This is a genomic window from Nitratireductor indicus C115, from assembly GCF_000300515.1.
Classification (GTDB): Bacteria; Pseudomonadota; Alphaproteobacteria; order Rhizobiales; family Rhizobiaceae; genus Nitratireductor; species Nitratireductor indicus.
This window is the reverse complement of the sequence record NZ_AMSI01000006.1, coordinates 272,505-285,751: the sequence shown is the minus strand read 5'-3', so window position 1 is coordinate 285,751 and position 13,247 is coordinate 272,505. Positions and strand designations below refer to the sequence as shown.

The window sequence follows — 13,247 nt, the reverse complement described above, 5'->3', positions numbered from 1 at the left end:
TTTGATTTCATCTAAGGTCAAGCCTAACGTGCATCTCACGCAAGCCACCCATGCGCTGTGCGGAGATTGAACGAGGATTTGACGTGACGACCATTCGAAAGATTGAGGCGGCTACGGCCAGCATTCCGCTGCCGGCCCCGACTGGCTTCTCCAGCCGCACCGTTCTACAGCGCGAATACACGCTCGTTCGTGTCACTGGCGACGATGGCGTCACCGGCATTGGCTTCTGCTATCCAGGTCACCGCGCCGCCCAGCTGGCAACGATGGCTGTCACCGACCTGCTCGGGCCCGTGGTTCTCGGTATGGATGCGCATCTGGTGGAAGGTGCCTGGGGCGCCATGTACCAGGAGAGCCTCTTGCATGGCCGGGTTGGTTCCGTCATGCGCGCGCTGTCGGCTATCGATATCGCTCTTTGGGATCGCAATGCACGGGCGGCCAATCTGCCGCTTCACAAATATCTGGGCGGTCGCTCCAACCGGGTGAAGGCCTATGCCAGCGGCGGCTATTACCTGGAGGGCAAGGGGGTCGAAGGCGTCCACAAGGAAATGACTTCCTATGTCGAGAAGGGCTTCAAGGCAGTCAAGATGAAGGTGGGCCGGGTGAGTGCGGCCGAGGATGCGGATCGCATCGCGGCGGCACGCGACGCCATCGGTCCCGATGGTGTCCTTATGCTCGATGCGAACAATGCATGGAAGGACCTTCCGGCAGCGCTTGGCGCGCTGCGCCTCTGGGAACCCTACAATCCGTACTGGATCGAGGAGCCGTTCAGCCCGGACGACATCATCAACCACGCGCGTCTTGCCCGCGAAACGCCGATCAGCGTGGCGACGGGCGAGATCGAAGCCGGCCGCTGGCGCAGCAAGGAACTGCTCGATGCGGGCGCTGCGATCATTCTACAGCAGGATGCCGCGGTTTGCGGCGGCATCAGCGAATTGCGGCGCATCGCCGACCTGGCCAGCGCCTATGGCGTGACGCTCTGCCCGCACTGGTTCCACGATCTGCATGCACCGCTCGTAAGCGCATTTCCCAGCGCGGATTATGTCGAATTCTTCGTCGGCAACGGCGTGCACAATCTGTGCGACATCATCGACCGCCAGCTCTCCTTCGACAATGGCGAGCTGAACCTGCACGAGCAGCCGGGGCTCGGCTTCGATTTCGACGAGGCGGCGCTCGACAAATATCTCGTGGGTGAATGGCAGAACGTTACGGGAGGGTGAGCACGATGCAGTTTCCGCTCAAGCTGAAAAACCTGGTTGCCGGCGAATGGGTGGGCAACCCTGACGGAGGTCCCGGCGGTGGCATGACCTCGCTCGATCCGGCGGATCAGGAGCGCATTCTGGCCCATGTCCCCGCGATGGGACCGCAGGATGTGAAGGCGGCAATCGATGCTGCGGCTTCAGCGCTGCCGTCCTGGCGTGCGACGCCAAGTGTCGAGCGCGGGAAGCTGCTCTTCCGCGTGGCCGGGCTGATCCGGGAACGTGCGGAAGAGCTGCGTGACCTGATTTCTTTCGAAATGGGCAAAACCCATGGAGAGGCCGGTATCGAGGTCGAGCGCAGCGCAGAAATGCTTGAATTTTATGCCGGCATCGGCCGGTTGCCCTATGGCGATCTTATCCCCGACCGGAGGCCGGGTGTTTCCGCCTGGACGGTACACGAGCCTCTTGGCGTCGTGCTTGCAATCACGCCATGGAACGATCCGCTGATGGTTCCCTGCCGCAAGATCGCACCGGCGCTGATCTCCGGCAACACGGTGGTGCTCAAGCCTTCGCCCGATACGCCCGCAATCGCGCTGATACTGGCGCAGATGTTTGTTGAGGCCGGCCTTCCGGCGGGTGTCCTGAACACGGTCACGGGCGATGTCTCCGGCTGGGGAACCGTGCTGACGGATGATCCGCGGATCGGCGGCGTGACCTTCACGGGATCGACCGCCACCGGCAAATATCTGCGCCGGGCGCTTGCTGGCGGAAGGGCCCGGTTGCAGACCGAGATGGGCGGCAAGAATTCGGCAGTTCTTCTCGCGGATGCGGACGTGGACGGCGCCCTCAAGCAACTCGTACCGGCAATCTTTGGTCAGACCGGCCAGCGTTGCACGGCGGTCAGCAGGCTTCTGGTGCACCGCTCCATTCTTGGCGAAGTGGAGCAGAAGCTCGCGGCCCTGGCCGGACAGGTTCAGGTCGGATCGGCTTCGAACGAGGCAACGACCATGGGGCCGGTGGTGAACGAGCGCCAGCGCTCCAAGGTACTGGAGCTGATCGGCAGCGCCCGCGAGGAGGGCGCTCGGGTGGCCTTCGGCGGAGCACCGCTCAGTGAAGGGCCCTATGGGCGAGGTTGTTTCGTTCAGCCGACGGTTTTGACGGGCGTCTCTTCTGCAATGCGCATCTGGAACGAGGAGGTTTTCGGCCCGGTGGTCGCCGTGCTCGCTTTCGATGCGCTCGATGAGGCAATCGCACTGGCCAACGACACGGAATACGGGCTTGCGGCGGGCGTCTTCACCAATGACCTGACGGCTGCGCACCGCTTCGTTGCAAGCATCGAAACCGGTCAGGCCGTCATCAACCTGCCGCCGAGCGGTTGGGACGTGCATCAGCCATTCGGCGGGTTCAAGGATTCCGGCTCCCCCTTCAAGGAGCACGGGCTCGACGGTCTCGCCTTCTACACCCGTATCAAGACGGTCGCCATGCAACTGGCCGCTTACTGAAACCAGAGGGACTTTTTCAAGATCATGCCTGCTTCCAATTTACCGCCCCTCTATATACTCGCCTTCGATCACCGGGCCTCGCTGATCAAGATGTTCGGCGAGAATGGCGGGACCTTTCAGGGTCGGAAGGTCGACTTTTCCGAACTCAAGGAAGTGATCTTCGACGGGCTTCTGGAAAGTCTTGGGCCGCTTCGCCTTGCTCCGTCCGATGTCGGCATTCTCGTGGATGAGGAATGCGGCGCGGCGATTGCTCACCGGGCAAAGGAGCTCGGCATCGTGCTTGCCATGCCCGCCGAACGTTCCATGCAGGAGGTGTTCGAGCTTGAATATGGCGAAGCGTTCGACCGGCATATCGAGGCCTTCGAACCGGATCAGGTGAAGGTTCTGGCTATCCGCAACGATGCCATCAAGCCGGAATCGGTTGCCCTTTCGAAGAGCCGGCTGAAGGAACTTTCGGACTGGCTCAAGCCACGCCCCTATAAATTCATGCTGGAGCTACTGGTTTTCCCGACACCGGAGCAGCTTGCTTCGGTCGGTGGTTCACGCGAGCGCTTCGACACGAAACTGCGTCCATCGATGATGGTGGAAACCATCGCTCAATATCAGGAAGCGGGCATCGAAGCGGATGTCTGGAAGGTTGAGGGGCTGACCGAAGTCGCCGACTATCAGGCGGTTGCCGATCAGGCTCGTGCCGGCGGGCGCGATCATGTGGCCTGCATCATACTGGGACGCGGTGCCGAGGAGCCGGTCATCCTTGACTGGACCCGCAAGGCCGCGCGGGTTCCAGGTTTCACGGGCTTCGCCATCGGCCGCTCCACATGGGCCGACAGTCTCGTTGGCCTGATGGACGGCAGCCTGAGTCGGGCAGAAGCGGTTTCAGCCATCGCTGCACGCTTTTCCTCCTACGTGGAAACCTTCCGGGCGGAGCGCGACTGACCATGAGCGATGCAAGCGGCATCCTGATCGGGGTCGATATCGGCAGCACCGCCTGCAAGGTTCAGGCGGTGGGCGCAGATGGCGTGCATCTGGCATTGGCGTCCGCGCTGACCCCGTGGGAGGATACGCCGAAGGGGCGGCAACTCGATCCGGAAGTGCTGTTTGAGCAACTCATGCGCGCCCTTCACAAGGTGGCGGGCGCTCATACCGTGCTCGGCATCGGGGTAACCGGGTTCGCGGAGTCGGGCGTCATCGTCGACCGTGCGGGCAAGCCGGTCGCGCCGATCCTGCCCTGGTATGATCAGCATGGCAGCGACACTGTGAGCCGCATCGAGGCAGTGATGGGCGCGCGTGGCTTTGCCGGGCTGACCGGTTTGCCGCTCAATCTCAAGCCCAGCATCATGAAGTTCGAGTGGTTCATGCACGAGGTGGCGCCAAGAACGTTCTGGAGCCGCTGGATGAACGTTCCCGAGTGGTTTGCCTACCGGCTTACCGGCGTCATGGCGACGGAGCCTTCGCTCGCCAGCCGGACGGGTATTTTCGATGTGGTGGAAAAGCGTGAGGCCGAAGATCTTCTGGCCTGCGTCGGTGCACCGAGTGGCCTTTTCTCCGAGCTCCGGCACGCTGGCGAAAGCTGGGGTGTTGTCACCGGCACCTATGCGCGCCTTGCCGGGGCAACCGTCACCGTGTGCGGCATGGATCACCTGTCCGCCGGCGTGGGTGTCGGCGCGACGGGACAGGCAAACCTGCTCGATTCCTGCGGTACGGGGGAAGCGCTCATCCGCCGGCTGCCGGCGATGAACATCACCCGCGCCACGCTGGTGAAGGCAGTGGAACAGGAGATCGCCGTTGGTCGAGACATCTTCAGCGGTCAGGTGCAGCTCACTGCAAGTCTTCGCTCGGGCATCGGCATGTGGCGTTTCCTCAAGCTTATGGGCAAGGGCGAGGCGGATATGGAGGAACTCGACAGGGCGGCATTGCGCCTGTCGACGACGCCGAGCAGCCCCGTCGTGGACAATGTCTGGCTGGAGAATGCCAGCCTTTCGAACATCGGTTATGAGCCGGACCCGGCCGCCGTCTGGCGGGCGACGGTCGAGGCGGTGCAGCGACGGGCAAGCGTGCTCGTCGGGCGCATGCAGGATTTTGCCGGTGCGCATGACCGCATCGTGGCCACCGGCGGTGGGCTCAGGTCGCTGCTGGTGCGCACGCTCAAAAAGGACATTCTCGGGCCCTTCGAGCAACCCGAGATCATCGAAACTGCCAGTAGGGGTGCTGCACTCCTTGCGGGCATGGCGGCAGGCGTCAGTCCGCCGATAGCCGTCGAGACCACCCCTGTTCCAATGGCGCAGGGGTTCTGAAGTCCATCATCAAAGGGAGGAGACCAGGATGATCGATAGACGTAATCTCATGGCCGGGGTGGCTGCCCTGGCGCTTCTGGGTTCGGTGGCCGCGGCAGCGGCAGAGCCCGCAGAAATCAGCTTTGCCGCGTCCATGCTCGGCGAGCCGCTGCGCGGTCCGTTGCTCACTGCGCTCGTGGAGGAGTTCAATCAGAGCCAGGACGCTGTTCATGTGACACCTGTCACGACGCCTTTCTCGTCCTTCGGCACCACCATGTTCACACAGATGGGCGGCGGTGGCGGTCCAGACGTCATTGCCTTCGATCAGCCGAACATCTATGCCGCCGCAGAGGCGGGGCTGCTCGTGTCGCTGGACGAAGTCGTGGATGGTGTGACGCTGCTTCCCGGCAACAACTCGCTGATCGTCGATGGCGTGCAATATGGCGTGGCGCTCGACATCTCGAACTATGCCCTCATTTATAATCCGACGCTTGTCACGAAAGTGCCGACCACGTTCGATGAACTGGTGGCGGAGGCCAAGGCGCAGACCAAGGACGGTGTCTACGGGTTTGCATTCCGGCACACGCAGGCTGAAGAAGCCGGTGTCTGGTATGATTTGTCGAACTATGTCTATGGTAATGGAGGCCATTGGGCCGTCGATGGAAACCCGACCATCAACAGTGCCGAAACGATTGCCGGCGTGACCGCCTACAAGACGCTCTATGACGCCAATGTCATTCCCAAGGGTGCGGATGCGGCCACTTATCGCCGCATGTTCGCGGAAGGCAAGATCGCCATGATGATCGACAATGGCGGCATTCCGACCGTGTTGAAGGGCACCAATCCGGATGCGGCCATTGCCGCGGCGCCGGCGCCGCTTCCCACCAAGGCAATCGGCCAGGTGATGGCTGCACTCGCCATCAACGGCAATTCCAAGAGCCCGGATGCGGCCAAGGCATTCATGAAATGGTTCCTTACGCCAGAGACGCAGGCGAAGGTGCAAGGCTTCCTCGGTGGCTCGACGGCGGCAACGCCGATTGCGCGCACCAAGGAGGAATTGGAGAAGGCGCCCTATATCGAAGTGTTCGACAGTCTGGGCGATGTGGCGCTTCCCTTCATGCCACAAGGGCTGGAGGCCGAAACCCCGCAGGTGCGCAATATCGTCGTCGAGGCGGTGATGCGTGTTCTGGCCGGTCAGACGGATGTCGCTGCGGCGATGAACGAAGCCCAGTCGCAGGTAGAAGCCCTGCGCTAAATAACCTTCGGAATGCTCCCGCGCTTTTGCAGCGCGGGAGCTTTGCAGGTGAAAGACGCCATGAGTTCACATAGTCACGGAACGCAGCTTGCCAGGATTCATGGCAGCCGATGGCTGCCTTATATGCTGGTCCTGCCGGGTGTGGTCTATCTTCTGGTCTTCCAGGGGATACCGTTGCTGCAGGAGATGCGGCTTTCGGTTTCCAACACGTCGCTGCTCAATCCGAGCCGTTTCAATTTCATCGGTGTCGCCAATTTCTCGCGCCTGCTGCGCGATCCGAATTTCTTCAACTCCATTCAGGTCACTGCGATCTACGTGGCCGGCTGCGTCATCGGCACCATCGGTCTTGGCCTTTTCGCCGCGCTTTTGATGGACCGGGAGTTTACCGGACGTTCCTTCGTGCGCTCGTTGATCATCATTCCCTGGGCTGCACCGCCGGTGGCGATTGCGCTGGTGTTCCGCTGGATGCTCAACGGCCAGTACGGCATCGTCAATCGCGGGCTGGAGCCGCTTGGCCTGATGCCTGCCGAAGGGCTCTGGCTGGACAATCCAAGCCTTGCGCTCATCACGGTGCTTGCCATTACGATTTGGCAGCTTTTTCCCTTCACCGCGGTTGTTATCCTGGCTTCGCTCCAGTCCGTTCCGAAGGAACTCAAGGAGGCGGCCCAGATCGACGGAGCCGGATTGTGGGCACAGTTCCATGCCGTGACCTGGCCAGTGATCCGGCCGACGGTGGCCTTGCTTGCGCTTTTGATGACGATCTGGTCGATCCGCCGTTTCGAGCTCATCTGGCTGCTCACGCAGGGCGGTCCCGTCGGGTCTACCAATACGCTGGTGATTGACCTTTATCGGCGCGGCTTCATCATCAACAAGCTGGGCGAGGCGGCAGCCGTCGGCATGGTGGGCATGGCCGTGTCCGTTCTCGTGACCATCGCCTATTTCGCGGTCGCCAACCGTGCAACCCGTGCGGAGAAAATGCGATGACCCGCTCCGAATTCATCAGCCATGCGGCGTTGGTCATTATCTTCGTGCTGGCAGGGCTCGCGATCTTTCCCTTTTACTGGATGTTCGTGACCGCCACGACGTCGGATGCGAACATGTTCGCCGCGTCGCCGCAACTCGTGCCGTCCCTCTCGCAACTGGGCATTTTCGCCCAGATATTCGAGGAGGGAGCGGTTAAGACCTGGCTTGCCAACAGTTTCATCATCGCCGCCGGAACGACCGTGCTGACGCTGGCGCTGGCAATCCCGCTCGGCTATGCCTTCGCCCGGTTTCCCTTCTGGGGCAAGGCCGGGGTGGGCATCGGCTTGCTGGTGACGCAGATGCTGCCGGAGGCAGTTCTCGTGGTGCCGCTCTTCTCCATCTTCTCGCCGCTCGGGCTCTTGAATTCCTACGCAGGCCTCATCCTTGCCAACACGGCTTTCACGCTGCCGGTTATCACCTGGATCCTGAAGAACGCCTTCGACACGGTGCCGGTGGAGATAGAGGAAGCGGCGGTGCTGGACGGGTGCACGGGGATCAATGCGCTGGTGCGGGTGGTGCTTCCCGTCATCATGCCCTCGGTCGCCGCTTCGGCCGTGATCGCCTTCTTCCATGGCTGGAACGAGTATGTCTTTGCGCTGACCTTCATCACCAACGACACGCTCAAGCCTGCCTCCGTAGGGCTCGCGGGCTTCATCGGCGAGATTTCCACGCCCATCCAGTCGGTGATGGCTGTGGGCGTGGTCTACACACTGCCCGCGGTCGCCCTCTACCTTCTGATGCAGCGCTTCATCGTGTCGGGCATGGCTGCCGGCAGCGTGAAGGGCTGAATGCGAAACGACAAAGGAAAGAGCCGGTTTTCGGCTGAGAGACGAATATGGCTTCAGTGATTCTGAACGGCGTGCGGAAAACCTTCGGCGCGGTCAATGTCATCCCTGGTATCGATCTGGAAATCGAATCCGGTGAGTTCGTGGCTTTGGTGGGGCCTTCGGGCTGCGGAAAGTCCACGCTTCTGCGCATGATCGCCGGCCTTGAAGAGGTCAGCGGCGGTGAAGTCTGGATCGAGGGGCGCAAGGTCAACGATGTCAGTCCCAAGGATCGCAATATCGCAATGGTGTTCCAGTCCTATGCGCTCTATCCGCAGATGACCGTTGCCGAAAACATGTCCTTCAATCTCAGGCTCGCCAAGAAGCCCAAGGCGGAGATCCGGGAGCGGGTGGCGGAGGCTGCGCGTATGCTCGATCTGGAAGCGCTTCTCGACCGCAAGCCCGGGCAGCTCTCCGGCGGGCAGCGGCAGAGGGTCGCCATGGGCCGGGCCATCGTGCGCAGTCCCAAGGTGTTTCTGTTCGACGAGCCGCTTTCAAACCTCGATGCGAAGCTGAGGGTGGCCATGCGTGCCGAAATCAAGCAGTTGCACCAGAAGGTGAAAACGACCTCTGTCTATGTGACGCACGATCAGATCGAGGCGATGACGCTGGCCGACCGCCTGGTCGTGCTCAACAAGGGACATGTGGAGCAGCAGGGAAGCCCGCTCGATCTCTATAACCGCCCGGCCAATCTGTTTGTTGCCGGTTTCATAGGATCGCCGGCCATGAACTTTCTGGAGGCGAGGGCGGCGCGCGGCGACGGGCATCTGCGGGCGCAGCTGGCTGACGGAAATGCGCTGGAGCTCGATCCGGCCCTTGGTGTTGCAGACGGGCAGGAGATCATCATCGGGTTGCGCCCGGAGCTGATAAACAACGATGCGGGAGAGGCCGTGTGTGGCGAGGTCATCATGATCGAGCCTATGGGCGCACAGACGCTTGTCTATTTCAGCTATGGCGGCAAGACCGTGACGGCCATCGTCGACGGGGAGCATCGGGTGGCCGTCGGCGAAACCTTCCGCTCGGGTATCGAGCGCCGCCGCATCCATGTCTTCGACAGGGCAAGTGGCATGCGCAGGGACCCGGAGTGATTTAGGTTTTACGCCTTGTCGGTGTCCGTACCCAAGGTGTTCTTTCAGAGGCGGTAAGCGAGCGCAGCCGGCTCTTCGTCAGCCAGGTCCTGCACTGAAGCGACCAGCCGGACGTCTTGCGCCCTCAGGCGGCGTGCCTGCCGGTTTCGTCCCGGCGCAATGTGAGCACCGAAACGCCTGAATCCGTAACGGCCACGGTGTGCTCGAACTGCGCGGAAAGCGATCCGTCTTTCGTGGAAACGGTCCACCCGTCGGCCTCTGTCTTGACGTTACGCCTTCCGCGATTGAGCATCGGCTCGATGGTGAAGACCATTCCCCTGCGAAGGATAGGACCCGTTCCCGGCTTTCCGAAGTGCAGAATCTGGGGCTCCTCATGCATCTCCTTGCCGATGCCATGGCCGCAGAATTCCCTCACAACCGAATATCCATTGCGTTTGGCGTGACGTTCGATTGCCCAGCCGATGTCTCCGAGGCGTGCGCCGGGGCGAACTGCCTGAATGCCCATCCACATGGCGTCATAGGCTGTCTGCACCAGGCGCCTGGCGGCCGGATTGACCTTGCCGATCAGATAAGTCTTGCTGGAATCAGCGATATAGCCGTTCTTTTCGAGCGTGATGTCGAGATTGACGATATCGCCGTCCTTCAGGATCGATGTCTGCGAGGGGACGCCGTGGCAGACCACGTCGTTGACCGAGGCATTCAGCACGAAACCATAGCCATACTGTCCCTTGCTCGCCGGACGCGCGCCAAGGTCGTGCACTATGAAACGCTCGACCATATCGTTGATCTCAAGCGTCGATCTGCCGACAAGGGGAGTGCGGTCCAGAAGTTCGAATACGGACGCCAGAAGCCGGCCGGATTCGGCCATCAGAGCAAGTTCACCGGAGCTTTTGATCATGCTTCTGCCGCAGCCATCGACTGGGCGGATACGCCTGCCGCGTCCAGCTCGCGCCCAATGATTTCCGCGAAGCTGAGCGTGGGATTGGTCTCGCACAGCATGCCGATCTTGATCCAATAGGCGGCCTGCGCGTTAATCGAGCGAAGCGACACCTTGCTTGCACGGCGCAGCTGATCATGCAGTTCGTCGTCGATGTTCACGATGCCCATCGGGTTCTCCATATATGAATCGTATATGGTTCATATATGCCCTGGATGGAAATGCCAAGTGCGCTTCCCTGCGCTTTGTGTCAGCCGCCGCTGCGCTTGGAGCGCTCGGAGCTGGCGCGTGCGGTGTCGAGGTGGCCCCGCATGAGGTCGGCGGCGCGGTTGCGGTCTCCCTCCTCGAGTGCGGTGATGATGCGCAGATGTTCCTGGCACCATTCGCGTACGCGGCGGCCATTGTTGTAGCTCGCAAACTCCAGAAGACGGCGCAGCCGGTTCTGCTGCTGGATCGACTGGAGCAGGAAGGTGTTGCCCGAACACTCCGCGATGGTCTCGTGAAAACTGGCGTCGAGTTCGAACAGCTGTCGCCCCGGCAGGCTGTTGACGTCGGGCCGGGCCAGAAGGTTCAGATGTTCGAGGCGAATATGCTCAAGGGCAGCAGGATGCGCGCGGAAGCTGTCCATCAATATGCCGGCCGGCTCGATCACTTCGCGAAACGCATAGCTCGCGTCGAGGGCGAATTTGTTGTCGAGTGTGGGCTGGAAGGTCCAGTTGCGGCCAGGGCCGCGCGTGATCAGCCCGTCTGCGGTCAATGCCGACAGGGTTTTTTGCAGTACATTGCGCTCCACGCCGTAACGGCGCAGGATTTCCGCTTGTCCGATGGTCTCGCCGAGCTGGTTGGACAGCCGATCCTCGACAATCCGCGCATAGAGGTCCTGCTGCGGTGAGGTCGGTATTTCCACTTCCGCACGGCCGAGTTCCTCGGCGCCGAGCTTCATGAAGAAGCCCTTGTTCTTGCGTGCTTCCACGACCCCTTGTTCCTCGAGCAGCATCAAGGCTGCGCGGATCGGTGTGCGCGAGACCTGAAGCGTGTCGGCCAGTTGCTGTTCGCGCAGATGATAATCTGCCTGGAACCGCGAGGCGCGCGCCAGTTCGATGATCCGATTGGCAAGGAGATAGCGGTTCTGACGAGGGTTTGTATCCATTTTCGGGGAGGCAAATTGTATTGTTGTTTGCCTATTGTACAGGCAATCTGGTCAATTTTCAAACTTCTCGCAGCCGGTTTTGCATAATTTTGCACCAGTATTCCGCTGCGGGAAGATGCGGAATTCTCCGTAACTATAACCAAATCTGCAAAGCCGATGGCAAGCCCGTTTATCGTTTTCTCGCAGACGGAATGGGTTGACGGGTTTCAAAACGGATTGTACAAGTGTTTAAATAAAAACAATGAGGCAGCCACAAAGGCGCTCAGGGCACGCAATCAACGCTCCTGCAACCAATAATGGGGAACTCCGCATGAAACGCATTCTTCGCAATCTCTTCCTTGCCGCTGCGCCGCTGGCAGTTGCCGCATTTTCCGGCGCGGCATCGGCCCAGACACTCGATGGCGCCAAGCTTGTCGAGAGCGGCAAGCTCACCTATGGCGTCGCCGCCAGCTTTGCGCCGTTCGAATACATGCTGGATGGGAAGCTCACCGGCTTCGATATCGACTTCATCAATGGCCTTGCCGAGAAGCTGAAGGTTGAGACGTCCGCCATGAACATGGAGTTCAAGGGGCTTATCCCGGCTTTGCAGGGCGGGCGCATCGATATCATCAACTCGGCCATGTACATCAACCCGACCCGCTCCGAGCAGGTGGACTTTGTTCCCTATCTGAAGATCGGCAACAATGTTATGGTGCAGGCGGGCAACCCCAAGGGCATTACCGGCCGCGACGATTCCATCTGCGGCAAGACCATTGCGGTCACGCTCGGCGGTATTTCCGAAAGCCAGGCGCGCGCCGACAATGACCGGTGCAAGGCTGCTGGCCTCGGCGAGGTCAAGGTGCTGACGCTGCCGACCGCACAGGACAGCGCGCTTTCGCTGAGCCAGGGACGCGCCGACGCCAACTATGAAAGCACGCCGGGTGCCGTCATGGCACTGGAGAAGATGCAGGGCGTGTTCGAGATCGCCGGCGAGCCGTTCGAGATGAACACACAGATCGGCATTGCCACGCCCAAGGGCGCGACCGAATTGCAGGCTGCATTGCAGGCCGCGATCAAGGCGATGGTGGAGGACGGTTCCTACAAGGCGATGATCGCCAAGTGGAAGCTGCCCGCCTCGGTTTCCCTGTTCGACTGAGCGACCTCGAGCGTTCTTGTTTCCGCATCGATGCGGGCGTCAGGTCTTTTACCTGACAGCACAAAGCTCTTGCCGGAGGTTTTGGCCTCCGGCTGTCCGGCCGGCAACGCTGGCTTAACGTATTTCAAAACGGGAAAAGCTGACTGATGTCACTTGAACTGGTCTTCCAGTACCTCGTCTCGCCCACTTTCATTCACGGCGCGATCATGACCTTGCTGATTACGGTCAGCTCCCTGGTCTTTGGTCTTCTGGCAGGCTTTCTGCTGGCGCTTCTGAACCAGGTGAAGTTCCCGCCCGTCAAATGGCTGACCGTCTTCTACCTCTGGCTCTTCCGGGGAACGCCGGTCCTCTTTCAGATCATTTTCATCTACAATGTGCTGCCGACATTCGGCATCAGGCTTTCCGCCTTTGCCTCGGGCGTGATCGCGCTTTCGCTGAACGAAGGCGCCTATATGGCCGAGATCATCCGGTCCGGCCTTCAGGCTATCAAAAGCGGACAGCGTACGGCCGGCATGGCGCTGGGGATGACCAGGACCATGGTGCTGCGCCATGTGGTGATGCCGCAGGCCGCCCGCATCATGCTGCCGCCCATCGGCAACCAGACGATCGGCATGCTGAAGACCTCGGCGCTGGTTTCAGTGATCGCAGTCGAAGAGCTGTTGCTCGTCGCAAACCAGACGGCATCCGCCACGTTCCGCTATTTCGAGGCGCTGAGCGCCGCCGGCATCTACTATCTCGCGCTGACGACCATCTTCATGGCCGGACAGTACTGGATGGAGCGCGCGCTGGAGCCGAAACGGAGCCGCGTCGAGAAGCGTTCTCTCCTGTCCGCCCTTCTTCAGCCCGCAGAAGACAAGCATTGAG

13 protein-coding genes are annotated in these 13,247 nt (G+C 61.0%); 10 read left to right on the top strand and 3 right to left on the bottom strand.

The window, feature by feature from the left end:
* The first annotated feature begins 83 nt into the window (after nucleotides 1-83).
* The 8 genes from NA8A_RS11180 to NA8A_RS11145 are packed head-to-tail and all read left to right on the top strand — an operon-like array spanning nucleotide 84 to nucleotide 9,161.
* Nucleotides 84-1,217 (top strand): mandelate racemase/muconate lactonizing enzyme family protein, encoded by a 1,134-nt coding sequence (locus tag NA8A_RS11180; RefSeq protein ID WP_040672425.1) that lies wholly within the window; start codon nucleotides 84-86, stop codon nucleotides 1,215-1,217.
* A gap of 5 nt (nucleotides 1,218-1,222) precedes the next feature.
* On the top strand, nucleotides 1,223-2,698 hold the full coding sequence (locus NA8A_RS11175; protein WP_009756613.1) for an aldehyde dehydrogenase family protein: 1,476 nt from the start codon (nucleotides 1,223-1,225) through the stop codon (nucleotides 2,696-2,698).
* Between the two features lie 24 nt (nucleotides 2,699-2,722).
* Nucleotides 2,723-3,634 (top strand): 2-deoxy-5-keto-D-gluconate 6-phosphate aldolase domain-containing protein, encoded by a 912-nt coding sequence (locus NA8A_RS11170; protein WP_009756612.1) that lies wholly within the window; start codon nucleotides 2,723-2,725, stop codon nucleotides 3,632-3,634.
* Between the two features lie 2 nt (nucleotides 3,635-3,636).
* Nucleotides 3,637-4,992, top strand: coding sequence for an FGGY-family carbohydrate kinase (locus NA8A_RS11165; RefSeq protein ID WP_009756611.1), 1,356 nt, complete (start codon nucleotides 3,637-3,639; stop codon nucleotides 4,990-4,992).
* Nucleotides 4,993-5,020: 28 nt separating this feature from the next.
* Nucleotides 5,021-6,226, top strand: a complete 1,206-nt coding sequence (locus NA8A_RS11160) for an extracellular solute-binding protein (RefSeq protein ID WP_009756610.1) — start codon at nucleotides 5,021-5,023, stop codon at nucleotides 6,224-6,226.
* 60 nt (nucleotides 6,227-6,286) lie between these two features.
* A complete protein-coding gene (locus NA8A_RS11155) occupies nucleotides 6,287-7,210 on the top strand; it encodes a carbohydrate ABC transporter permease (protein WP_051017988.1) in 924 nt (307 codons plus the stop codon).
* Nucleotides 7,207-8,037, top strand: a complete 831-nt coding sequence (locus NA8A_RS11150) for a carbohydrate ABC transporter permease (protein ID WP_009756608.1) — start codon at nucleotides 7,207-7,209, stop codon at nucleotides 8,035-8,037. Before NA8A_RS11155 ends, NA8A_RS11150 begins: the two co-directional genes overlap by 4 nt.
* Nucleotides 8,038-8,084: 47 nt before the next feature.
* Nucleotides 8,085-9,161 carry an ABC transporter ATP-binding protein gene (locus NA8A_RS11145; RefSeq protein WP_009756607.1) on the top strand — a complete coding sequence of 359 codons (1,077 nt, stop codon included), beginning with the start codon at nucleotides 8,085-8,087 and terminating at the stop codon, nucleotides 9,159-9,161.
* A gap of 124 nt (nucleotides 9,162-9,285) precedes the next feature.
* On the opposite strand, the gene map is transcribed toward NA8A_RS11145, so the two are convergent.
* The 3 genes from map to NA8A_RS11130 form a co-directional block, all read right to left on the bottom strand.
* Nucleotides 9,286-10,059: a type I methionyl aminopeptidase gene (gene map, locus NA8A_RS11140; protein ID WP_009756606.1), complete on the bottom strand. Its 774-nt coding sequence runs from the start codon at nucleotides 10,057-10,059 to the stop codon at nucleotides 9,286-9,288.
* Nucleotides 10,056-10,268 (bottom strand): ParD-like family protein, encoded by a 213-nt coding sequence (locus tag NA8A_RS11135; protein WP_009756605.1) that lies wholly within the window; start codon nucleotides 10,266-10,268, stop codon nucleotides 10,056-10,058. Before NA8A_RS11135 ends, map begins: the two co-directional genes overlap by 4 nt.
* An 80-nt stretch (nucleotides 10,269-10,348) precedes the next feature.
* Nucleotides 10,349-11,248 (bottom strand): GntR family transcriptional regulator, encoded by a 900-nt coding sequence (locus NA8A_RS11130; RefSeq protein ID WP_009756604.1) that lies wholly within the window; start codon nucleotides 11,246-11,248, stop codon nucleotides 10,349-10,351.
* 310 nt (nucleotides 11,249-11,558) lie between these two features.
* Here NA8A_RS11130 and NA8A_RS11125 point away from each other — a divergent pair, with 310 nt between their 5' ends.
* Nucleotides 11,559-12,383: an ABC transporter substrate-binding protein gene (locus NA8A_RS11125; protein ID WP_009756603.1), complete on the top strand. Its 825-nt coding sequence runs from the start codon at nucleotides 11,559-11,561 to the stop codon at nucleotides 12,381-12,383.
* Nucleotides 12,384-12,529: 146 nt separating this feature from the next.
* On the top strand, nucleotides 12,530-13,246 hold the full coding sequence (locus NA8A_RS11120; protein WP_009756602.1) for an amino acid ABC transporter permease: 717 nt from the start codon (nucleotides 12,530-12,532) through the stop codon (nucleotides 13,244-13,246).
* The last annotated feature ends 1 nt before the right edge of the window (nucleotide 13,247 follow it).

Bases quoted from the DNA above. Each gene is read 5' to 3' on its own strand.
- NA8A_RS11175 (WP_009756613.1), top strand. From the start codon at position 1,223: ATGCAGTTTCCGCTCAAGCTGAAAAACCTGGTTGCCGGCGAATGGGTG.
- NA8A_RS11170 (WP_009756612.1), top strand. From the start codon at position 2,723: ATGCCTGCTTCCAATTTACCGCCCCTCTATATACTCGCCTTCGATCAC.
- NA8A_RS11165 (WP_009756611.1), top strand. From the start codon at position 3,637: ATGAGCGATGCAAGCGGCATCCTGATCGGGGTCGATATCGGCAGCACC.
- NA8A_RS11160 (WP_009756610.1), top strand. From the start codon at position 5,021: ATGATCGATAGACGTAATCTCATGGCCGGGGTGGCTGCCCTGGCGCTT.
- NA8A_RS11155 (WP_051017988.1), top strand. From the start codon at position 6,287: ATGAGTTCACATAGTCACGGAACGCAGCTTGCCAGGATTCATGGCAGC.
- NA8A_RS11150 (WP_009756608.1), top strand. From the start codon at position 7,207: ATGACCCGCTCCGAATTCATCAGCCATGCGGCGTTGGTCATTATCTTC.
- NA8A_RS11145 (WP_009756607.1), top strand. From the start codon at position 8,085: ATGGCTTCAGTGATTCTGAACGGCGTGCGGAAAACCTTCGGCGCGGTC.
- map (WP_009756606.1), bottom strand. From the start codon at position 10,059: ATGATCAAAAGCTCCGGTGAACTTGCTCTGATGGCCGAATCCGGCCGG.
- NA8A_RS11135 (WP_009756605.1), bottom strand. From the start codon at position 10,268: ATGGGCATCGTGAACATCGACGACGAACTGCATGATCAGCTGCGCCGT.
- NA8A_RS11130 (WP_009756604.1), bottom strand. From the start codon at position 11,248: ATGGATACAAACCCTCGTCAGAACCGCTATCTCCTTGCCAATCGGATC.
- NA8A_RS11125 (WP_009756603.1), top strand. From the start codon at position 11,559: ATGAAACGCATTCTTCGCAATCTCTTCCTTGCCGCTGCGCCGCTGGCA.
- NA8A_RS11120 (WP_009756602.1), top strand. From the start codon at position 12,530: ATGTCACTTGAACTGGTCTTCCAGTACCTCGTCTCGCCCACTTTCATT.